This is a genomic window from Klebsiella sp. V115_8 (genome assembly GCF_029967715.1).
Taxonomy (GTDB): Bacteria; Pseudomonadota; Gammaproteobacteria; order Enterobacterales; family Enterobacteriaceae; genus Klebsiella; species Klebsiella quasipneumoniae.
This window is the reverse complement of sequence record NZ_JASCAR010000044.1, coordinates 149,057-170,720: the sequence shown is the minus strand read 5'-3', so window position 1 is coordinate 170,720 and position 21,664 is coordinate 149,057. Positions and strand designations below refer to the sequence as shown.

21 protein-coding genes and 1 pseudogene are annotated in these 21,664 nt (G+C 60.3%); 11 read left to right on the top strand and 11 right to left on the bottom strand.

Features of this window, described 5'->3' with window-relative positions:
- Positions 1-43: 43 nt before the first annotated feature.
- From urtA to QLG03_RS22245, 3 genes are all read right to left on the bottom strand, one after another.
- The gene (gene urtA, locus QLG03_RS22255) at positions 44-1,315 is read right to left on the bottom strand and encodes an urea ABC transporter substrate-binding protein (protein ID WP_004205981.1); all 1,272 of its coding nucleotides are present in this window, start codon (positions 1,313-1,315) and stop codon (positions 44-46) included.
- Between the two features lie 170 nt (positions 1,316-1,485).
- Complete coding sequence (locus QLG03_RS22250) at positions 1,486-2,589, bottom strand: cobalamin-independent methionine synthase II family protein (protein WP_048334860.1); 1,104 nt, start codon at positions 2,587-2,589, stop codon at positions 1,486-1,488.
- A gap of 148 nt (positions 2,590-2,737) precedes the next feature.
- Positions 2,738-3,136 carry a rhodanese-like domain-containing protein gene (locus QLG03_RS22245; protein WP_023289613.1) on the bottom strand — a complete coding sequence of 133 codons (399 nt, stop codon included), beginning with the start codon at positions 3,134-3,136 and terminating at the stop codon, positions 2,738-2,740.
- 67 nt (positions 3,137-3,203) lie between these two features.
- On the opposite strand from QLG03_RS22245, the gene ftrA reads away from it, so the two are divergent.
- On the top strand, positions 3,204-4,301 hold the full coding sequence (ftrA, locus tag QLG03_RS22240) for a transcriptional regulator FtrA (protein ID WP_255987497.1): 1,098 nt from the start codon (positions 3,204-3,206) through the stop codon (positions 4,299-4,301).
- Complete coding sequence (locus QLG03_RS22235) at positions 4,270-4,485, top strand: DUF4177 domain-containing protein (RefSeq protein WP_004205985.1); 216 nt, start codon at positions 4,270-4,272, stop codon at positions 4,483-4,485. The genes ftrA and QLG03_RS22235 overlap by 32 nt, the downstream gene beginning before the upstream one ends.
- Positions 4,486-4,538: 53 nt before the next feature.
- On the opposite strand, the gene QLG03_RS22230 is transcribed toward QLG03_RS22235, so the two are convergent.
- Together QLG03_RS22230 and QLG03_RS22225 are read right to left on the bottom strand one after the other, a co-directional pair.
- Positions 4,539-4,979, bottom strand: coding sequence for a GNAT family N-acetyltransferase (locus QLG03_RS22230; protein ID WP_023289611.1), 441 nt, complete (start codon positions 4,977-4,979; stop codon positions 4,539-4,541).
- A 265-nt stretch (positions 4,980-5,244) separates the two neighbouring features.
- Positions 5,245-6,309 carry a LacI family DNA-binding transcriptional regulator gene (locus QLG03_RS22225; protein ID WP_065806123.1) on the bottom strand — a complete coding sequence of 355 codons (1,065 nt, stop codon included), beginning with the start codon at positions 6,307-6,309 and terminating at the stop codon, positions 5,245-5,247.
- A gap of 195 nt (positions 6,310-6,504) precedes the next feature.
- Here QLG03_RS22225 and QLG03_RS22220 point away from each other — a divergent pair, with 195 nt between their 5' ends.
- Both QLG03_RS22220 and QLG03_RS22215 read left to right on the top strand, forming a co-directional pair.
- Positions 6,505-9,612 (top strand): beta-galactosidase, encoded by a 3,108-nt coding sequence (locus QLG03_RS22220; RefSeq protein WP_255987495.1) that lies wholly within the window; start codon positions 6,505-6,507, stop codon positions 9,610-9,612.
- A 54-nt stretch (positions 9,613-9,666) separates the two neighbouring features.
- Positions 9,667-10,932 carry an MFS transporter gene (locus tag QLG03_RS22215; protein WP_023289608.1) on the top strand — a complete coding sequence of 422 codons (1,266 nt, stop codon included), beginning with the start codon at positions 9,667-9,669 and terminating at the stop codon, positions 10,930-10,932.
- Between the two features lie 29 nt (positions 10,933-10,961).
- On the opposite strand, the gene QLG03_RS22210 is transcribed toward QLG03_RS22215, so the two are convergent.
- From QLG03_RS22210 to QLG03_RS22200, 3 genes are all read right to left on the bottom strand, one after another.
- On the bottom strand, positions 10,962-12,050 hold the full coding sequence (locus QLG03_RS22210; protein ID WP_023289607.1) for an AAA family ATPase: 1,089 nt from the start codon (positions 12,048-12,050) through the stop codon (positions 10,962-10,964).
- Between the two features lie 84 nt (positions 12,051-12,134).
- A complete protein-coding gene (locus QLG03_RS22205) occupies positions 12,135-12,395 on the bottom strand; it encodes a hypothetical protein (protein ID WP_004205993.1) in 261 nt (86 codons plus the stop codon).
- Positions 12,379-12,510: a hypothetical protein gene (locus tag QLG03_RS22200; RefSeq protein ID WP_023289606.1), complete on the bottom strand. Its 132-nt coding sequence runs from the start codon at positions 12,508-12,510 to the stop codon at positions 12,379-12,381. Before QLG03_RS22200 ends, QLG03_RS22205 begins: the two co-directional genes overlap by 17 nt.
- Before the next feature lie 181 nt (positions 12,511-12,691).
- Here QLG03_RS22200 and blaOKP point away from each other — a divergent pair, with 181 nt between their 5' ends.
- A complete protein-coding gene (gene blaOKP / locus QLG03_RS22195; protein ID WP_147733420.1) occupies positions 12,692-13,552 on the top strand; it encodes an OKP family broad-spectrum class A beta-lactamase in 861 nt (286 codons plus the stop codon).
- A 20-nt stretch (positions 13,553-13,572) separates the two neighbouring features.
- Here the strand turns inward: blaOKP and QLG03_RS22190 are convergent, their stop codons facing one another.
- Positions 13,573-14,334 (bottom strand): DeoR/GlpR family DNA-binding transcription regulator, encoded by a 762-nt coding sequence (locus tag QLG03_RS22190; protein WP_023289604.1) that lies wholly within the window; start codon positions 14,332-14,334, stop codon positions 13,573-13,575.
- Positions 14,335-14,595: 261 nt separating this feature from the next.
- Here QLG03_RS22190 and ltnD point away from each other — a divergent pair, with 261 nt between their 5' ends.
- From ltnD to QLG03_RS22165, 5 genes and pseudogenes are all read left to right on the top strand, one after another.
- Positions 14,596-15,498, top strand: a complete 903-nt coding sequence (gene ltnD, locus QLG03_RS22185; RefSeq protein WP_032452756.1) for an L-threonate dehydrogenase — start codon at positions 14,596-14,598, stop codon at positions 15,496-15,498.
- 11 nt (positions 15,499-15,509) lie between these two features.
- Positions 15,510-16,761, top strand: a pseudogene (otnK, locus tag QLG03_RS22180) (3-oxo-tetronate kinase).
- Positions 16,754-17,374: an aldolase gene (locus tag QLG03_RS22175; protein WP_023289601.1), complete on the top strand. Its 621-nt coding sequence runs from the start codon at positions 16,754-16,756 to the stop codon at positions 17,372-17,374. Before otnK ends, QLG03_RS22175 begins: the two are co-directional and overlap by 8 nt.
- Positions 17,375-17,378: 4 nt before the next feature.
- A complete protein-coding gene (locus QLG03_RS22170; protein WP_032452753.1) occupies positions 17,379-18,161 on the top strand; it encodes an HPr family phosphocarrier protein in 783 nt (260 codons plus the stop codon).
- Between the two features lie 56 nt (positions 18,162-18,217).
- Complete coding sequence (locus tag QLG03_RS22165) at positions 18,218-19,582, top strand: GntP family transporter (RefSeq protein WP_023289599.1); 1,365 nt, start codon at positions 18,218-18,220, stop codon at positions 19,580-19,582.
- A 26-nt stretch (positions 19,583-19,608) separates the two neighbouring features.
- Here the strand turns inward: QLG03_RS22165 and QLG03_RS22160 are convergent, their stop codons facing one another.
- On the bottom strand, positions 19,609-20,517 hold the full coding sequence (locus QLG03_RS22160) for a helix-turn-helix domain-containing protein (protein WP_050534374.1): 909 nt from the start codon (positions 20,515-20,517) through the stop codon (positions 19,609-19,611).
- A gap of 310 nt (positions 20,518-20,827) precedes the next feature.
- Between QLG03_RS22160 and kbvR the strand changes: the two genes are divergently transcribed.
- Entirely contained in the window at positions 20,828-21,439 is a 612-nt protein-coding gene (gene kbvR, locus QLG03_RS22155; protein WP_023289597.1) for a LuxR family transcriptional regulator KbvR, read from the top strand.
- 29 nt (positions 21,440-21,468) lie between these two features.
- Here the strand turns inward: kbvR and QLG03_RS22150 are convergent, their stop codons facing one another.
- Positions 21,469-21,588: a small membrane protein gene (locus QLG03_RS22150; protein ID WP_137910593.1), complete on the bottom strand. Its 120-nt coding sequence runs from the start codon at positions 21,586-21,588 to the stop codon at positions 21,469-21,471.
- Positions 21,589-21,664 lie beyond the last annotated feature (76 nt).

The following is a 21,664-nucleotide window of genomic DNA, read 5'->3' as shown; positions in this document are numbered from 1 at the left end:
GCGGCCGACGGGCGCGACGCTCCCGCCCCGTCGGCCCTGGCGCTTACTGGCTGACGGTTTTCACCGGATGGTCAGGTTTCTTATCATTACCGGGGATCCACGGACTCCACGGCTGCGCGCGGACGGGCTCATCGGTCTGCCAGACCACATTGAACTGGCCGTTGCCTTCGATTTCACCGATCATCACCGGCTTATGCAGATGGTGGTTGGTGGCATCCATCGTCAGGGTAAAACCGGACGGCGCTTTAAAGGTTTGCCCGGCCATGGCGTCGCGCACTTTGTCCACGTCGGTGGTGCCGGCTTTGGTCACCGCCTGCGCCCACATATGCAGACCCACCCAGGTCGCCTCCATCGGGTCGTTGGTCACCACCGTATCGGCATTCGGCAGCTTGTGCGCTTTGGCGTAAGCGCGATAGTCGGCGACAAAGGCTTTATTGGTCGGGTTATCCACCGACTCAAAGTAGTTCCATGCCGCGAGGTTGCCGACCAGCGGTTTGGTATCGATGCCGCGCAGCTCCTCTTCCCCCACCGAGAAGGCCACCACCGGCACGTCGGTCGCTTTCAGACCCTGGTTAGCCAGCTCTTTGTAGAAAGGCACGTTGGAATCGCCGTTGATGGTGGAGACCACCGCCGTTTTGCCGCCGGCGGAGAATTTTTTGATATTGGCGACGATGGTCTGGTAATCGCTATAGCCGAACGGGGTGTAGACTTCTTCGATATCTTTGTCCTGGATCCCTTTGGCATGCAGGAAGGCGCGAAGGATCTTGTTGGTGGTGCGCGGATAGACGTAGTCGGTTCCCAGCAGGAAAAAGCGTTTGGCGCCGCCGCCGTCCTCGCTCAGCAGGTATTCCACCGCCGGGATGGCCTGCTGGTTAGGCGCCGCGCCGGTATAGAAGACGTTGGGGGACATCTCTTCCCCTTCGTACTGTACCGGGTAGAACAGCAGGCCGTTCAGCTCCTCAAACACCGGTAGCACCGATTTACGCGAGACCGAGGTCCAGCAGCCGAACACCACCGCCACCTTGTCCTGGGCCAGCAGCTGGCGCGCCTTCTCGGCGAACAGCGGCCAGTTGGAGGCCGGGTCGACCACTACCGGCTCCAGCTTCTTGCCCAGCACCCCGCCTTTGGCGTTGATGTCGTCGATAGCCATCAGGGCGACGTCCTTCAGCGGCGTTTCGGAAATCGCCATCGTCCCGGAGAGCGAATGCATAATCCCGACTTTAATGGTGTCGGCGGCATAGGCCTGGAATGAGAGACCCATAGCCATTACAGAGGCGGAGAGTGCAAAAGCTTTTAATAACGTTCTTCGTTGCATGATTCACTCCTGAGTAGCGCAAAAATAAAGAATTAACAGCTAACCAGAGGTGATAAGGCAAAAACGGTGCCAGGTTGTGAGAACAGCGGGATGCGGCGCAGGCGGAGGGCGGAGGCGAAGGAGATGGCAGCGTTGCCTCATCACGGTGCAACGCTGCGCTAAGAAAGGCATTACCAGACGTCGGCGGCGATGGCGGTCACCAGACGAACTTTTTGCCACTGCTGGTCTTCGCTGAGGGCGTTACCCTCTTCCGTGGAGGCGAAACCGCACTGCGGACTCAGGCAGATCTGCTCAAGCGGAACATACTGCGCCGCCTCGGCAAGACGCGCTTTGACCCCCTGAGGGTTCTCCAGCTCGCCGTTTTTGGTGGTGATCAACCCGAGGACCACCTGCTGATGGCTGGGACGAATAAAGCGCAGCGGCGCGAAATCCCCGGAGCGGTCGTTGTCATATTCGAGGAAGAAGGCATCGACATTGACGCCGCCAAACAGCACCTCGGCCACCGGCTCGTAACCGCCCTCCGAGATCCAGGTTGAGCGGAAATTACCCCGGCAGACGTGGAGGCCCACCGTCAGATCGGCCGGTTTGCCCTCCAGCGCCTGGTTCAGCACCCGGGCATAAATGCGCGCCAGCGCATCCGGATCGTCGCCGCGCTCGCGTACCTGCTGACGCTGGGCATCGGAGCACAGATAGGCCCAGACGGTATCGTCCAGCTGCAGATAGCGACAGCCGGCGTCATAAAAGGCGCGGATCGCGTCGCGCCAGGTGGTGGCCAGGTCGTCGAAGTAGTCGCTGAGATCCGGGTAAACGGTGGCATCAATATCTTTCCGACCGCCGCGGAAGTGCAGCACGCTCGGGCTGGGAATGGTCATCTTCGGCTGCGCGTCGCCGCTGATGCTTTTCAGATAGCGGAAATCCTCCAGCATCGGGTGGTCGCCGAACGCCAGCTTGCCGGTAACGCGCACGCCGTGGGCTTTGGTCTGCACGCCGTTGAACTGGATCCCCTGCTCGGCATCGTAACGCTCAACGCCCTGCAGACCGTCGAAGAAATCGAAATGCCACCATGCGCGACGAAACTCGCCGTCGGTGACCACGTGCAGGCCGCAGTCGCACTGCTGCTGGACCAGATGACGGATAGCGTTATTCTCAATTTCGCGCAGCTGACCGGCGTCGATCAGCCCCTCCGCCAGCTGCTGACGCGCCTGTTTGATACTGTCCGGACGCAAAAAACTGCCGACGATGTCTGCGCGGAACGGGGCCTGTTGACGTTGCATGCTGTCTCCTTAGCGGTGGGCGCGTTAGTTGCCCACCGTGATAGTTCATTATTTGAATTTTTAGACTTCTGGATGGCTATATGTCCAGATACTGGCATGCAGGCCGACGGGCCGCAAACGAGAATATTTCATGGTACATGAAAAATATTCACTTACCGGCGACAAACGCATAACCTTCATCTTCCCAGCCGGTGATCCCGCCGAGCATCATTTTCACCGGCCGTCCCAGTTCGGCCAGCTTCAGCGCGGCAACGTCGGCACCGTTGCAGTGCGGCCCGGCGCAATAGACCACAAACAGGGTCTCCGCCGGCCAGGCCGCCATTCTCTCGGCGCTGATCTGGCTGTGCGGAAGATGCAGCGCGCCGGGCAGGTGACGCCTGGCGAAGGCCTCCTCGCTGCCGACCACGTGCAGCAGGACAAAGTCGACCTCGCCGGCACGCTGGGCGCTGTGCACATCGGCGCAGTCGGTCTCGAGATGCAGCTTATGGCGGAACCAGCGGATAGCCTCGGCGGAGGTGGCGGGGGTAAATTGGCTTACTACACTCATGGCGTCTTCTCCTTGTCTGTGATAACACTACTTTACTGACGCCCATCACCCTTATCTGCCGGCAACCATGACAGAAAACGCTAACATCCTGACAACCCCTTCGGTGACACTGTCACCTCACCGCGTGGTGGCCCTCGCCTACGATGGCCTGTGCACGTTTGAGTTTGGCGTGACCGTGGAGATCTTCGGCCTGCCGCGCCCGGAAATGGGCGAGCGCTGGTACCAGTTCGCCGTCGCCGCCGTCGATGAAGGGCCTCTGAGAGCCACCGGCGGGTTCCGCCTGATGACCGACGGCGGCCCTGAGCTTCTCGCCCAGGCGCAGACCATCGTGGTCCCGGGCTGGCGCGGCATCGACGCCCCGGTCCCCGAAGCGCTGTGCGCCGCCCTGGCCGCCGCTCACGCCCGCGGATGCCGAATAATCTCCATCTGTTCCGGAGTGTTCGTTCTCGCCGCCGCCGGGCTGCTCAATGGCCGCCAGGCGACAACCCACTGGCGCTACACCGCGGCGCTGCAGTCCCGTTTTCCGCAGATCCAGGTGGTGGAGGATGTCCTTTACGTGGGCGATGATTTGCTGATGACGTCCGCCGGCAGCGCGGCGGGGATCGACCTCTGTCTGCATCTGGTGCGCGAGGATTTCGGCAGCGAGGCAGCGAATGTGGTCGCTCGCCGCCTGGTGGTCTCTCCCCATCGCGATGGCGGTCAGGCGCAGCAGGTCCTGCGTCCGGTAGCCCGCAGCCGGGAGAGTCTGCGCCTTGGCCAGCTGTTTGATTATCTGCACCAGCATCTCGCCGCCAGCCACACCGTCGCCTCCCTCGCGCAGCGCGCCGGCATGGGGACGCGCACCTTTTTGCGCCGCTTTGAAGAGGCCACTGGTAAAACCCCCGCCCGCTGGCTGCTGGAGGAGCGTCTGCTGCGCGCCCGTCAGCACCTGACGGAGAGCACGATGAGCATCGACCAGATCGCTGAGCGCTGCGGATTTGCCAGCGCTGGCACCCTCCGCCACCATTTTCGCCTGCGCTTCGCGCTAAGCCCGCTGCAGTACCGTAAACAGTTTGCTACTTCTCCGATTGCAAAATCCTCGCAGCCACGGACAATAGACAACCACAGTAAACCGGTCGCCAGGATGGTCGATGATGAAGAAAGAGTGTCGGGTAGTGATCTATAAAGAGGGCCTGCTGGGCAGCCTGTTTTTTGGCGAAGCCAAAGCCGACCCTGACAAAATGAGCCAGTTTCTCAGCAGCTATACCCGCGAGGGCTGGGAGGTAAAAACCATGTCGGTGGAGCGCCGCCGTACCGCCCTGTTCTGGTCGCGGGAAGCGTATCTGTTTGTGCTTGAAAGGCCCCTCTGACGGAGCCTGCGCCTGGTTTGCAGCTTAAGCCAGGCGTTGCCCGGCATCCGCGCTCAGGGCTGGCGGATATAGCCCTGCTCGTGCATTTTGCGCATGCCCTCCTCGCCAGCGCAGACCATCCCGGTGGTCAGCATGGCAAAACCAAAACGCTGATAGAACGCGATTTTATCGGCCACCGCATAGATAAAAATTTTGCCAAAGGGCAGCAGCTGCTCCCGGACCGCCAGCATCAGCTGTTGTCCGTAACCCTGCCCCTGTCGGTCGGGGACGATCGCCACATCCGACAAGTAGCTGCTCCAGGTGCAGTCGCTGATGGCGCGCGCCACGGCAATCAGCTGACCGTTCTCATAGCCAAACCAGCAGAAGGTGCTCTGGCGAAACGCCTGCTCCAGCTGCTGAACATCACGTTCATTCAGCCCGGCCTCGGCGACGATGGTCCGCACCCGCCGCCAGTCTACCCGCGCAATTGCCTCTTTGCCCTCAATCACCATCATGACCTTGTCTCCCGCCGTGTTTGGCATCTATCCCGGAAGAAAGATGTAGCATGCCGCCGCCGGGGATGCCAGGCGAAAAAACCAACGGAAGAACGGGGGAAACGGGGGGGAGGCAAAAAAAATACCGCCATGTGACTGGCGGTAAATCAATGCTTGCATGGATAGATTGTTTTTTGCATTTTTCGCAGGCAGAGGATCCTGACCTCTCTACGTTTGATCCCGAGGTTAGCATGGTCAACCTCAATAAATCCTCAACGGCCTGCGGCTAAAGCTTCTCCACCAACGCTTTCAGCTGCGCCAGGGTCTGCTGCCGGTCCTCCGCGGCGGCGAGCGGCCACGCCGACTGGCGCACGATGAGCCGGGTCGGCAGCAGCTCGCGGATCCGCATCTGCGGGGCTGCCATCAGAGCAATCAGCCGCTCCACGGCCCGTTTGCCCAGCAGATCGAAGTCCTGCGCCACCGTGGTGAGCGGCGGCTGAAAGTAGAGACTGTCAGCGGTGTCGTCATAGCCGGTCACCGATACCGCCTGGCTGCCGCTGCGATTGAGCTGGGCCAGCGCGCTGAGTACCCCGAGCGCCATCTGATCGTTGGCCACCACAATGGCGCTGATCCGCGGCTGGAGGTGCAGCAGTTCGAAGGTTTTCTGCCAGCCGCTGGCGGCGCTCCAGTCACCGAACACCGTGGTTGAACGGGCAATGTTCAGGCTGTGCAGCGCCTCGCGCCAGCTGGCGAGACGCAGACGGGCGGAAACCGAACTTTCCGGCCCCGCCAGCAGGCCAAATTCGCGATGCCCGAGCTCCCAAAGATGGCGCACGCAGGCTCCGCAGCCGTCGCGATGGTCGAAGCGCACGCAGCAGACATCGGCCTCCGGGGAGACGTCAAGAAACAGGCAGGCCATATCCGGGTTCTCTTTAACCAGCCGCTCGGCGGTGGCGCTCTCCAGCGGCAGGCTGACGATCACCCCGCGAATATGCTGGGCGCGCAGTTCGTCCAGCCGGGCCTGCAGCGCGGCGAAGTCGGCCTGCGCTGGCATCGCTATCGCCACCTCCAGTTGGTGCAGGCTGGCATGGCTCTTTACCGCGGCGGCGATCTGCGAGGGGGCATGCAGGGTCAGCGAGGCGGTAATCAGCCCAATGGAGGGCGCCGCTTTGCCGGCGAGCAGCTGCGCCGAGCGGTTAGGCACGTAGTGCAGCGTCTGCATCGCGCGGATCACCTGCTCGCGGGTGCGGGCTGACACCACTTCCGGACGGTTCAGAACCCGGGAGACCGTCTGTTGGGAGACGCCCGCCGCGCGGGCGACATCCTCCAGGGTTGCGGTACGACGCGGCATAGTTTCTCCTCATCGACAAAATGTCGTGCGCTAACATTTTATGTTTAACGCACGACAAAAAACAGCGTATTACCCCCGCTTTCGTGATCGTCTGTTAATTTCATTTCCGCCGTCGTTGCTGGAAAAAACAAATTACCCGATAACGTTCTTCATCCTGTTTAGCGATCGACATTTTCTGACTTACCGGGGATTACTATGCCAATAAGCGATACCAGTCGCCGCCACGCGCCTGACTTCCACGCCGTCCTCGCCCGCGAAGACTGGCAGAACCAGACCATTACCCATCTCAACCGCCTGCCGGCCCATCCCGCGTTCGCCAGCTGGCGCGATGAGCTTGCCGCCCGCGATAATCATCCTTCGCCCCATCGTCGTCAGCTGGACGGCGAGTGGCAATTTGCTTACGCCCGCAGCCCGTTTGCCGTCGATGCGCAGTGGCTGACGCAGGACCTGCCGGGCAGCCGCGGCACGCCGGTGCCCTCCAACTGGCAGATGGAGGGCTATGACGCGCCGATCTACACTAACGTCCGCTACCCCATCGACACCACCCCGCCGCGGGTGCCGGAGGATAACCCAACCGGCTGTTACTCCCTGCACGTTGCGATCGATGACGCCTGGCGCGCGGACGGGCAGACGCAGATTATTTTCGACGGCGTTAACTCGGCCTTTCATCTCTGGTGCAACGGCGCCTGGGTCGGTTATTCCCAGGACAGCCGCCTGCCGGCGGCGTTCGATCTCAGCCCTTTTCTGCGTCCGGGCGACAACCGCCTGTGCGTGATGGTCATGCGCTGGAGCGCCGGCAGTTGGCTGGAAGACCAGGATATGTGGCGGATGAGCGGTATTTTCCGCTCGGTGTGGCTGCTGAATAAGCCGCACCAGCGGCTGAGCGACGTCCAGCTGACGCCGACCCTTGACGCCCTCTGCCGCGACGGCACTCTGCAGGTCCAGGCGACCGTAGAGGCGACAGAAGCGGCGCTTGCCGGGCTCAGCGTCGGGGTTAGCCTGTGGCGCGGCGAGCAGCCTGTCGTTGCCCACCGTCAGCCGTTAGGCACCCCGACGGTGGATGAGCGCGGCCGTTACGCCGAACGGGTCGATTTCTCCCTGGCGGTGGCGGCGCCGGCGCACTGGAGCGCGGAAACCCCGGATTGCTACCGGGCGGTGGTCACCCTGTGGCGCGGCGAGGCATTGCTGGAGGCAGAGGCGTGGGATATCGGTTTTCGCCGCATTGAGATCGCCGACGGCCTGCTGCGCCTTAACGGCAAACCGCTGCTGATCCGCGGCGTTAACCGCCATGAACACCACCATTTACGCGGTCAGGTGGTCAGCGAGGCGGATATGGTGCAGGACATTCTGTTGATGAAGCAGAACAACTTTAACGCCGTCCGCTGCTCGCACTACCCCAACGCCCCGCGCTGGTATGAGCTGTGCAACCGCTACGGTCTGTACGTGGTCGATGAAGCCAATATTGAAACCCACGGCATGGTGCCGATGAATCGGCTGTCCGACGATCCGGCGTGGCTGCCAGCCTTCAGCGCCCGCGTCACCCGGATGGTACAGAGCAACCGCAACCATCCGTGCATTATCATCTGGTCGCTGGGCAACGAATCCGGCGGCGGCGGCAACCACGAAGCGCTGTACCACTGGCTGAAGCGTAACGACCCGACCCGTCCGGTGCAGTACGAGGGCGGCGGCGCGGATACCACCGCCACCGATATTATCTGTCCGATGTACGCCCGCGTCGAACGCGACCAGCCGATCCCGGCGGTACCGAAGTGGGGGATCAAAAAATGGATCAGCCTGCCCGGCGAGCAGCGGCCGCTGATCCTCTGCGAGTACGCCCACGCGATGGGCAACAGCCTCGGCAACTTCGCCGATTACTGGCAGGCCTTCCGCGAGTATCCGCGGCTGCAGGGCGGGTTTATCTGGGACTGGGCCGACCAGGCGATCCGCAAAATCTTTGACGACGGCAGCGTCGGCTGGGCCTACGGCGGCGACTTTGGCGATAAGCCGAACGATCGCCAGTTCTGTATGAACGGTCTGGTGTTCCCCGATCGCACGCCGCATCCGTCGCTGGTCGAGGCGAAGCACGCCCAGCAGTATTTCCAGTTCGCCCTGCTGTCAACCTCGCCGCTGCGGGTGCGCATCGCCAGCGAATACCTGTTCCGCCAGACCGATAACGAAGCGCTGCGCTGGCAGGTGCAGGCGGCCGGTGAAACCCTGTACCACGGCAACCTGACGCTGGCGCTCCCGCCTGAGGGCAGCGACGAGATAACGCTGCTCGACAGTCTGATCCTGCCGCCAGGCGCCCGCGCCGTGTGGCTGACGCTGGAGGTGGTCCAGCCCCAGGCGACAGCCTGGTCCCCGGCGGATCATCGCGTCGCCTGGCAGCAATATCCCCTGCCGGCGCCGCTGGCGCTGCCTGCGCCCACGGTGCCAGCCGGCGCCCCGGATCTTATCGTCAGTGATGAGGCCTGGCAGATCCGCGCCGGCACGCAGTGCTGGACCGTCGATCGCCGGACCGGTTTGCTGAGTGGCTGGTCGGTTGGCGGTCAGGAGCAGCTGCTGACCCCCCTGCGGGATCAGTTTGTCCGTGCGCCGCTCGACAACGACATCGGGGTCAGCGAAGTGGAGCGCATCGACCACAACGCCTGGGTGGAGCGCTGGAAAAGCGCCGGCCTGTTCGACCTTGAGGCGCGCTGCGTGCAGTGCGACGCCCAGCGTCTGGCGAATGAGACCCTTGTCGACAGCCGCTGGCACTACCTGCGCGGCGACGAGGTGGTGATTGTCAGCCACTGGCGCCTGCGCTTTACCGCGGACGGAACGGTGCGGCTGGCGGTGGACGGCGAGCGCGCGGAAACGCTGCCGCCGCTGCCGCGGGTCGGGCTGCACTTCCAGGTGGCGGATCAGCAGGCGCCGGTGAGCTGGCTGGGGCTGGGGCCGCATGAGAACTACCCCGACCGGCGGAGCAGCGCCTGCTTCGCCCGCTGGGAGCAGCCGCTGGCGGCGATGACCACCCCCTACATCTTCCCGACGGAAAACGGCCTGCGCTGTGATACTCAGGCGCTGGACTGGGGACGCTGGCACGTCAGCGGTCATTTCCACTTCTCCGTTCAGCCGTGGAGCACCCGTCAGCTGATGGAGACCGACCACTGGCACAAGATGGAGGCCGAAGACGGCGTGTGGATCACCCTTGACGGTCTGCATATGGGGGTGGGAGGCGATGACTCCTGGACCCCAAGCGTGCTGCCGCAGTGGCTCCTGACCCAAACGCGCTGGCAGTACGAGGTCTCATTGCGTTGCCTTTAATCCGTGGGGGCGGCAGCCCCCACCCTACAAACAGAATAACAAGGGATCATGGTGATGAAATTCTCTGAACTGGCGCCGCGAGAACGGCATAATTTTGTCTATTTCCTGCTGTTCTTTTTCTTTTACTATTTCATTATGTCGGCCTATTTCCCGTTTTTCCCGGTGTGGCTGGCGGACGTTAACCATTTAACCAAAACGGAAACCGGGATCGTCTTCTCCTCCATCTCGTTGTTCGCGATTATTTTTCAGCCGGTATTTGGTTTAATGTCGGATAAGCTCGGCCTGCGCAAACATCTGCTGTGGACTATTACGGTGCTGTTAATTCTGTTCGCGCCGTTCTTTATTTTCGTTTTCTCCCCGCTGCTGCAGATGAATATTATCGCCGGTTCGCTGGTGGGCGGGATCTACCTGGGGATTGTTTTCTCCAGCGGCTCCGGGGCGGTGGAAGCCTATATCGAGCGCGTCAGCCGGGCAAACCGCTTTGAATATGGCAAAGTGCGGGTCGCTGGCTGCGTCGGCTGGGCGCTGTGCGCCTCGATAACCGGCGTGCTGTTCGGCATCGACCCCAATATTACCTTCTGGATCGCCTCCGGCTTTGCGCTGGTGCTGGGTCTTCTGCTCTGGCTGTCGCGCCCGGAAAGCAGCAACAGCGCCCAGGTTATCGAGGCGCTCGGGGCCAATCGCCAGGCCTTTTCGCTGCGCACGGCGGCAGAGCTGCTGCGTATGCCGCGCTTCTGGGGCTTTATCGTCTATGTGGTGGGGGTCGCCAGCGTCTACGACGTGTTTGACCAGCAATTTGCTAACTTTTTCAAAAGCTTCTTCGCCAGTCCGCAGCGCGGTACCGAAGTGTTTGGCTTCGTCACCACCGGTGGCGAGCTGCTCAATGCCGTGATCATGTTCTGCGCCCCGGCCATCGTTAACCGTATCGGGGCCAAAAACGCCCTGCTGACCGCGGGGATGATCATGTCGGTGCGTATTCTCGGGTCGTCTTTTGCCTCATCGGCGGTGGAAGTGGTGATCCTCAAGATGCTGCATATGTTTGAGATCCCCTTCCTGCTGGTCGGGACCTTTAAATATATCTCCTCCGCCTTTAACCCGCGGCTCTCAGCCACCCTGTTTCTGATCGGCTTTAACCTGTCGAAACAGCTGTCCGGGGTGGTACTTTCCGCCTGGGTGGGCCGGATGTACGACACCGTCGGCTTCCATCAGGCCTATCTGATCCTCGGCTGCATCACCCTGAGCTTTACCCTGCTCTCGTTCATCACCTTGCGCGGCGGCAAAAGCCTGCTGCCGGCAGCGGAGACGCAGACCCCCGCCTGACCGGGCGCGCCCGTCAGGGATGACGGGGTTCACTCTACAATGCGCGTCTCTCCGCCGCTATTCTCCAGCGCATAGCGCTGGCAGGCAGCCCCGGCGGCGATAAGATCCGCCAGCTCTGCCGAGTGGCTGGTCAGCCAGATCTGGCTGTAGCGGGAGGCCTCGACGATCAGCCTGGCCAGCGCCGGGAGCATGTCGCGATGCAGGCTGTTTTCCGGTTCATTGATCGCCAGAAAGGCCGGCGGGCGCGGGCTGAGCAGCGCGACGGCGAGGCAGAGAAAACGCAGCGTGCCGTCGGACATCTCCGCCGCCAGCAGCGGGCGGCGGATCCCCTCCCGGCGCATTTTCAGCGCGAAACGCGAGTGCTCGTTTTCACAGTAAAACTGGCAGCCGGGAAAGGCGTCGGCGAGGATCTCGTGCAAAATCTCCTCCGCGCCGATCTCGACAATGGTCTGAAAGGCGGCCGCCAGATTATGGCCGTCGCTGTCGAGCACCGGCGAACGGTAGCCGACGGCCGGCTGGCGCAGCGGTGAGTGGCGGCCGATAGCGAATTCATGGTAAAACCGCCAGCGGCGCAGGGTCTCGCGCACCCGCGACACCTCAGGAAAACGGTGCGGCTCGCCAAGCTGACCGAACACCGACTCGTTTTCATAAATACTCTCGGTGAAGGTGCTTTTCTCACCGGCGACATCGACGAGGAACGCCGCCTGATTCTTACGCTGCAGTACGCGGGAGGAAGGCCGACGGGAATAGCCCGCCAGCCAGATGTTCTCTTCTTTGACGATGGGATCGAGCATGAACTGCGTCGGATAGGGCAATTTTTCCGGGAAACCAACCTGCAGTTCATAATCAAAGCTCTCCGTCCGACAGGCGATTTGCAACCGGCGGGGATGGCGATCGAGGGGAGAACGATCTCCGGACCACATCATATTTTCAAGGCCCCCCTCTTCGCTGATAAATCCCGACAGCCTGCCGTCGGCAGCCGCGGTCAACAGATGGATAGCGTTGTAAATATTGGATTTGCCGCAGCCGTTAGGGCCGAAGACAATGTTCAGCGGCCCCAGCTCCAGCGCGATATCCCTGACTGAGCGAAAGTTTTGAATACGGATGTACTGAATCATGATGCGTCCTGGCCCGGAGAGAGAAGGCTGCCACAGTAACAAAGCCGCGGCAGGGATACTATCGCCCCCTCTCTCCGACCGGGTTTAACAGAACATTTTTTTCATTCCGCGGGTCAGCGCCACCCGCGTCAGCTTGTCGCTATCCTGATGGGCGTCACTGAAAACGCCAAAGAAATAGCGTTCATCGTCAATGGTTTGACTCACGATACGATAGCTGAGCGGCTGGCCGGACGGCGCACCGTATTGCGCAGGGGTCACTGAGACCTCGGTCGCATCGTCGGCGACGCTGACCAGCAGTCCATCCGCCTTACCGCCCACCAGCATGACCTTAATTATCGGGTGCACCAGTTCCTCCCGGGATGGCATAGATCATTGGCAAACCGCGCAGCGCGGCGGGCGTATCGTCAGCAAACAGCGGCGCCAGCCAGAGTGCGGTCTTAAGTACTTTCTTATAGTTCATTGCGGCCTTGAGTCAAAAAATAGCGTGCTTAGGCTGAGCTAAATATTGATTATTCGAAATAAAAGATGACAAATGATGAAGGAAAAAAGAGGAATTGTGAATCAGCAAAACGCCAGGTTATTCTATTTTATCACTCCTCTACTCGCCTTTAATGGCCCTGATTCAAGGAAGTATTGCGGTTATGCGTTATGTTCGCCTGTGCCTTATCTCCCTGATTGCCGCCCTGCCACTGGCGGCATTCGCCAGCCCTCCGCCGCTCGAGCAAGTTACACGCAGCGAAAGTCAGCTGGCGGGCCGCGTGGGCTATGTTGAAATGGATCTGGCCAGCGGCCGCACGCTGGCCGCCTGGCGCGCCAGTGAGCGCTTTCCGCTGATGAGCACCTTTAAAGTGCTGCTCTGCGGCGCGGTGCTGGCCCGGGTGGATGCCGGAGACGAACAGCTGGATCGGCGGATCCGCTACCGCCAGCAGGATCTGGTGGACTACTCCCCGGTCAGCGAAAAACACCTTGCCGACGGGATGACCGTTGGCGAACTCTGCGCCGCCGCCATCACCATGAGCGACAACAGCGCCGGCAATCTGCTGTTGAAGAGCGTTGGCGGCCCCGCGGGATTGACCGCTTTTCTGCGCCAGATCGGTGACAACGTCACCCGCCTCGACCGCTGGGAAACGGAGCTCAATGAGGCGCTTCCCGGCGACGTGCGCGACACCACCACCCCAGCCAGCATGGCCGCCACCCTGCGCAAGCTGCTAACCAGCCACGCGCTGAGCGCCCGTTCGCAGCAGCAGCTGCTGCAGTGGATGGTGGACGACCAGGTGGCCGGTCCGCTGATCCGCGCCGTGCTGCCGGCGGGCTGGTTTATCGCCGATAAAACCGGGGCCGGCGAGCGGGGCTCACGTGGCATTGTCGCCCTGCTCGGCCCGAACGGCAAAGCGGAGCGCATCGTGGTGATCTATCTGCGGGATACGCCGGCGACCATGGCCGAGCGTAACCAGCATATCGCCAGAATAGGCGCGGCGCTGATCGAGCACTGGCAGCGCTAGTCCGGCGAAGGTCACGCGCCTTACCCGGCGCGCAGCACCTCGCAAGCGTGCCGGGCGATATGTGTGGCGGCAGCATCGGAGAGATGCCGGTCGGTAATGATGGTGGTAAAGCGGGTCAAGGGTAACGCCATAAACGTGGCCACCTGATTGTATTTCGAACTGTCGCACAGCAGGATGCTTCTGGCGCTGACCTGGCTGACGGTCTCCTTGACGGTGACCTTGTTCTCATCAGGGGTGAAAATCCCGCGGCTGTCCCAGCCGCTGGCGGAGATAAAGGCCGTATCGATAGCCAGGTGGCGCAAGGTCCGCGCCGCCGACTCGCCGACGCAGGAGCGGTTCTCCCGGCACAGGGTGCCGCCGGTGTGGATCACGCCGCACTGGCTGGCATCGATCAGCAGCTGGGTTATCTCAAAATCGTTGGTGACCACCTGCAGGTCGTCCCGGTCGAGGATCGCCCGCGCCAGCGCCAGGGTGGTGGTGCCGGCATCGAGATAGATGCAGCTGTTTTTGGCGATGTGACTGGCCGCCAGCGCGCCGATGGCCTGTTTCTCTTCACTCTGTAGAGTGCTTTTCACCAGATGACTGGGCTCTGCGGCCAGGCGGCTGACGGCGCGCACGCCGCCCGAGACGCTGACCAGCAGCCCCTGTTCTTCCAGCTTACTGACGTCGCGACGGATAGTCATATGGGACACGCCGAGGATCTCCGTCAGCTCATTAATGCTCACCGCCCCACGCTGCTCCACCAGGGCTAAAATACGCTGATGACGTTCTATTGGAATCACCGCTCTCCCCTTACCATTTTTTCACACCAGAGCTTACCACTCACGCCGGGAACCTGAAGATCCCCTGTGCTGTCATCGCTGCTTGACCGCTGTTTTTACGCTATTTTAGGGCAAGAATCGCCGTCGCGCAGCCACTTTCCGTCTGTGAATTTTTTATATTCATGTGGGTTATTCGTGATAACTCTCACATAATTTCACATAGCAACGCTTTATTCTATCATTAAATCACATTAATTAACGAATATTCACAAGGAGACCGTCATGACTGCACACACTAACGTCTGCGTGATTGGACTGGGTTCGATGGGCATGGGCGCCGCCCGCGCCTGCCTGCAGGCGGGCCTGAACACCTGGGGGGTGGACATCAACCCCGACAACTGCCGCGCGCTGCTGGAGGCGGGCGCCAAAGGCGCAGGCCCCAGCGCGGTGCCTTTCGCCGCTGAACTGGATGCGGTCGTGCTGCTGGTGGTCAATGCCGCCCAGGTTCGGGGGATCCTGTTCGGCGAGAGCGGCCTCGCCGGCCATCTGAAGCCGGGTACCGCGGTGATGGTGTCATCAACCATCGCCTCCGCCGATGCCCAGGCGATTGCCGCGGCGCTGGCGGAATATCAGCTATTGATGCTCGACGCGCCGGTATCGGGCGGCGCGGTGAAAGCGGCCGCCGGCGACATGACGGTGATGGCCTCCGGGAGCGATGCCGTCTTCGCCCGCCTCGCGCCAGTGCTGGACGCGGTGGCCGGCAAAGTCTATCGCATCGGGAGCGACATTGGCCTCGGTTCGACGGTAAAAATCATCCATCAGCTGCTGGCCGGGGTGCATATCGCCGTCGCCGCCGAAGCGATGGCCCTCGCCGCCCGCGCCGGCATCCCGCTGGAGACGATGTACGACGTGGTGACCCACGCGGCGGGTAATTCGTGGATGTTTGAGAATCGTATGCAGCACGTTCTGGATGGCGATTACTCGCCAAAATCCGCCGTCGATATTTTTGTCAAAGATCTCGGCCTGGTGAATGACACCGCCCGGGCGCTGACCTTCCCGCTGCCGCTCGCCACCACCGCGCTGAATATGTTCACCTCCGCCAGCAACGCCGGATTCGGCCGGGAAGATGACAGCGCGGTGATCAAGATCTTCAACGGCATTACGCTGCCGGGCCATAAACAGTGAGGAGAGACAAGATGCAGCTTGGTGTCATTGCCGATGACTTTACCGGCGCCACGGATATTGCCAGCTTCCTCGTACGCAATGGCATGCCGACGGTGCAGCTAAACGGCGTACCGCCCCACGAACTGCCGCTAACCAGCGAAGCGGTGGTGATCAGCCTGAAAACGCGCTCCTGCCCGGTGGAAACCGCCGTCAGCCAGTCGCTGGCTGCAGGCCCGGGGCTGTCAGCAATTTTATTTTAAGTATTGTTCCACGTTCGACAGCACCGCGCAGGGCAACATTGGCCCGGTACTGGATGCTCTGCTGGCAGAGCTGGGCGAGACCCGGACGGTGATTTCCCCGGCGCTGCCGGTAAACGGCCGCACGGTCTATCAGGGGTATCTTTTTGTCGGCCAGCAGTTACTCAATGAGTCAGGGATGCGCCACCATCCGGTGACGCCGATGGAGGATGCCCACCTGGGCCGCTTAATCGAGCGCCAGGGCGGCGGAAAAGCGGCGCTGATCGCCTGGCCGATTATCGATCAGGGGCCGGAGGCGGTCGCTGCAGCGCTGGCGGCAATCAGCGACCCGGCGGTGCGCTATGTGGTGCTCGACGCCCTCAGTGAACAGCACTTGCTGACCCAGGGGGCGGCGCTGCGGGAGATGAAGCTGGTCTCCGGCGGCTCTGGTCTCGCCATCGGCCTCGCCCGCGACTGGGCGCAGCGCCACGGAACCCAGGGTGAAGGATCCCAGGCGGGCATGCCGCTGCCCGGCCCGGCGGTAGTGCTCTCGGGCTCCTGTTCGCTGATGACCAACAGCCAGGTGGCGGCCTATCGTGAACAGGCTCCCGCCCGCGCCGTCGACTTAAGCGCCTGCTTTACCGATCTGGAGGGCTATGCCGGGACGCTGGCGGCCTGGGTGGACGCAAACCGCGATTCGCCGCTGGCGCCGATGGTCTATGCCACGACTGAGCCGCAAACGCTGCAGCGGATCCAGGCGCAGTATGGCGACAAGGCCAGCAGCGAACGGATCGAACAGCTGTTCGCCGCCCTCGCCGCCGCGCTGAAGGAGAAAGGATTCACCCGGTTTATTGTGGCCGGAGGGGAAACGTCGAGCATCGTGGCGCAGACGCTGGGGGTCGAGGCGTTCCATATCGGGCCGACGATCTCCCCTGGGGTTCCCTGGGTGCGTGACACCCGCCAGCCGCTCTCCCTGGCGCTGAAGTCAGGTAATTTCGGCGATATCCAGTTCTTTGCCCGTGCCCAGCAGGAGTTTTGTCATGACTGAGCAACAGCTGCGAGATGAGATGGTGCAGATTGGCGCCTCGTTGTTTAACCGCGGTTATGCCACCGGCTCCGCCGGCAATCTGTCGCTCCTGCTGCCGGACGGCAACCTGCTGGCGACGCCGACCGGCTCCTGCCTGGGCGAGCTGCAGGCCCAGCGGTTGTCGGTGGTCACCCTGCAAGGCGAATGGATCGCCGGCGACAAACCGTCGAAAGAGATCGCTTTTCACCGGGCGGTCTATTTGCATAACCCGGCCTGCAAGGCGATCGTCCACTTGCATAGCCACTATCTGACCGCGCTCTCCTGCCTGCAGGGGCTCGATCCGCAGAATTGCATTCGCCCCTTTACTCCCTACGTGGTGATGCGGGTCGGCGACGTCCCAGTGGTTCCCTACTACCGACCGGGCGACGACCGCATTGCCGAGGCGCTGGCCGGCCTGGCGCCGCGCTATAACGCCTTTTTACTGGCCAACCATGGTCCGGTGGTCACTGGCTCATCGCTGCGCGAAGCCACCAATAATACCGAAGAGCTGGAAGAGACCGCGCGGCTGATGTTTACCCTCGGCAATCGCGAGATCCGTTACCTGACCGCTGACGAAGTGGATGAACTGAGATAAAACCATGCCAAAATTCGCTGCAAATTTATCCATGCTGTTTACCGAACTGCCGTTCCTGGACCGCTTTGCCGCCGCCGCCCGCGCCGGTTTCGAAGCCGTGGAGTTTCTGTTCCCCTATGAGTATGCCGCCGGGGAAATTAAACAGCGCCTGCAGGAAAACCAGCTGCAGCTGGTGCTGTTCAATACCCCGCCCGGCGACGTTAACGCCGGGGAATGGGGACTCGCCGCCCTACCGGGCAGGAGCGCCGAGGCCCGGCGTGATATCGAGCTGGCGCTGGAGTACGCCTGCCAACTGGATTGTCCGCAGGTGCATATTATGGCCGGCGTGGTGCAGCCGGGGATGGATCGCGCGGCCTGCGAGGCGGAGCTTTTCGATAACCTGCGCTACGCCGCCGAGCGCTTTGCCCGCCACGGCAAGCGGGCGCTTATTGAAGCCCTGAATCCGCAGACCAAACCGGGCTATTTCTACCACAGTCAATATCAGACGCTTGAGATTGCGCAGCGGGTCGACCGGCCAAACATCGCCGTGCAGTTAGATCTGTTTCATGCGCAGAAAGTGGACGGCAATTTAAGCCATCTTATTACCGAGTATGCCGGTCAGTACCGCCATATTCAGATAGCCTCCCTGCCCGACCGCCATGAACCGGACGAGGGCGAGATTAATTATTCATGGATCTATGCGTTGCTGGATAACGTCGGCTATGACGGTTGGATCGGCTGCGAATATATCCCCAGGGCGGATACCCTTTCCGGACTGGAATGGTTCTCGCCCTACCGGAAAAAATAAAGCGCGGTTCTAAAAATATAACTCTCTGTACACCTGTTAATACCCGAGGCAAAACTATGTCGACATCGGCGCTGTTACTTATTGCGTTAGCCAGCGTAGTGCTGTTGCTCCTGCTGGTGATCAAAGCGAAAGCGCATCCTTTTGTGGCGCTCCTGATCGTCAGCCTGCTGGTGGCGTTCGCCACCGGCATTCCGGCGGATAAAATCATTACCACCATTGAAAAAGGCATGGGCGGCCTGCTCGGCCACATCGCCAGCATAATTATTTTGGGATCAATGCTGGGGGTGCTTATTGAAATATCCGGCGGCGCCGAATCGCTGGCGAAAACGCTGACCGGCGTGCTGGGTTCTAAACGGACTATTGCCGCCTTAACCATCGTGGCTTTTATTCTCGGCACGCCAGTCTTCTTTGAAGTCGGCTTTATTATCATCATTCCATTAATTTACGGCTTCAGTAAAGTCGCCCATCTGTCGCCGCTGAAATTTGGCCTGCCGATGGCCGGAGTGATGTTAACCGTCCATGTGGCGTTGCCAACCCACCCTGGCGCGGCGGCGGCGGCAGGTATTCTGCATAGCGATGTCGGCTGGTTGATGCTGGCGGGAATTGGAGTGTCGATCGTCGTGGGTATCGTGGGCTATTTTGTCGCCCGGTCTATCAATCAGCGCCATTATCATCTGTCGATTAACGTGCTGGAACAGCAGCAAACGGCCGAGGTGCCCGACCTCTCCGTCAACGCCCAGCAGACCCGACTGGCGCCGCCGAATGCGCTGGTTATCGGCGGGCTGATCGTGGTGCCCATCGTGCTGATTGTTTCCGGAACGCTTTGTCAGGCCCTGCTGCTGCCGGATAACGCGATTCGCCAGCTGATGACCGTCATTGGCACCCCGCCCGTCGCCCTGCTGATCTCCCTGGGGCTGGCCAGCTGGACGCTGGGCATCCGGCGGGGGATGAACCTGAAAAAGTTGGGAGAAGTCACCGGCAGCGCGATCCCCTCCTCGGCGGACGTGATCCTCGTCGCCGGCGCCGGCGGCGCCTTTGGCGGGGTGCTGGTCGCCTCCGGCATCGGCAATGCCTTAGCCGAGGCGCTGGAGACGATTCATCTGCCGCTGATGCCCGCCGCTTTCCTGCTGTCGCTGGTGCTTCGGGCCTCGCAGGGCTCGGCCACCGTGGCGATCCTTACCACCTCCGGCCTGTTGTCACAGGCGGTCGTCGGGTTGGAGCCGCTGCAGCTGGTGCTGGTGACGCTGGCGACCTGTTTCGGCTCGCTCGGGTTATCGCACGTTAACGACGCCGGGTTCTGGGTGGTCACGCGCTATCTCGGGCTCTCGGTGCCGGACGGACTCAAAACCTGGACCGTACTGACCACCATCATGGGGGTGACGGGCTTCCTGATCACCTGGCTGCTGTGGTTTGTACTGTAATATTCACCCGGGTGGCTCCGGCCACCTTATCGTGTCCCCTTCGCGGGGACTAACTCATTATCGCTGCCCGGCAGCTGGCCTCCCGCTGACAGCGTCACCGGTATAAAATAGCGTACGTGATAGCGCTTCTCCTCTGCCTCTCCTCCTTCCGCATGACGGGTCATAAAGCATTCAATGTCATGCCCATCCCGACGGCTTACCCCCAGCGTTGGCAACTGTTCCAGATAGAGATCGCTTGACAAACGGGCATAGCGTGACCAGCTGCCGTAGAATTCAACCCCCACATACAGCCCCGACCGGGTGGTCAACGCGGACGACGGCTTTCGCGCCTCGTGACAACCGACAAAGGCGTTAACCTCGACGTTAAGCTCATTTTGACTCGCTGCGGCGTAATCGGAAAGTATGGAAAGCGAACCGCCTCCAGCGGCGAAAAAGCGGTCAACCTTTTGTCTGATAGCCGTCTTGCCGGTACTTTGCAACACCATATCCGACAGGCGCAGTTCATACTTCATCGGGTAGCCATAATAGACCCGCTCCGGCAGGGAACAGATCCGAGCCAAAGGCAGGCTCTCATCATCCGTGGGGAATTTTTTTAACAGTTTTGCCGTGTCCCAGTGCGCCGCGCAGCGGTACTCCCGTGGCGAAAGCGAGAAACGTTTCTTAAACTCCCGGGAGAAGGTCTGCGGCGAATCGTAACTTAACTGCCAGGCTATGGCGGCGATCGGTTGCCGCGTTAAACGCAGACTGACCGCTGCGATGGTCAGCCGCCGCAGGCGAATATACTGCCCGATGGGTATCCGGCCATATTGATAAAACACCTCGTACACAAACCGACGCGAATAGCCCATATACTGCGCCAGGTCATCGATCGCCGGGTTACAGTAGATATTATCCTCCAGCCACGCCAGCATTTTTAAATAGAGCATTTGCTTCATAAGCACCGCATACTTCCTGTAATCTTGTCCTCCGCTAATTTTAACAACAGATACTGGCTACCACTAAGCTTTTTATGCATCGCAAAAATAAAAAATTATTAAAGTGCTTAAAACGGCATCTAATATAGGCTTATCATTTTGTTTATTAGGAACTTTCGCATACCAACACACCGTTATCTCACTTTTCCTGGCAGATATTGCATTAATGAAAAACATCCCTTAGATTACCCCAGCTAAAAAAGACCTGCGCATCACCATTATATTCTTTAATTTATTCTGACACCTTTTTCATACCCCACAGGGAAGTTATATGACGAATTTTTTGATCAATATAAAAAATCACTATTTGCGAGTCGCTATTGCGGAGCTGGTGGATGAGGCGATGAAGACCTACGGGGGATCAGCCTATCAGTTTTCTGAACAATGGGACCTGGAGTCGATAGCGCAATCTCAGGTGTTCTTCACGGAAATGGTGGCGGGAGAATGGTACCTGTGTCATGACCTGTTTCAGCATGCCCCAGAGCAATACACGCTTTTTATTTTCCAGGATAATGAACAAGCTACCGTCGAAGAGGGCTTACCCAACTGTCTGCGGCAGGCGGTGTTTATACCACCCCATGCTCCCGTTCAGCGTCTTAAAGATGAGATAGCCAGCGCGATTCAGCGCCCCTTGCCTCCTCAGCATGACCCGTCCTTCAATCGACTGCGGCGTTGCATCAATTGCGCCTGCAAGTCGGTCAGCGATGCGCAAACCAAAGTCATTTACGCGTTCAGTATTGGTCTGAGTCCGCATGAAGTCGCGGCGGCGCTAAAAATTAGCCACAAAACCATTCACTCGCATAAAAAGAATATTATGAGCAAGTTCAATTTGCACAGCCGCCAGCAATTTAACAACCTCGTAAAACTACTCGCCAGACGTTAATACAATCGTCATTATATTACCTCTGCAGATTATCTTCTGGAACGGAAGACGTAGCGTCTTTTGCGTCTTTCCTGAATATAAGAAAGACCACTCCACAAAGAAATGACGGGACAAAAAATCAAACACAAAATAATAAATAAGTCGCTCATATCAGACCTGAAAAAAGGAATTTAACTTACGTTGATAATATGGATTTGCTTTTAATCAGGCAAGACCAGCATCTCT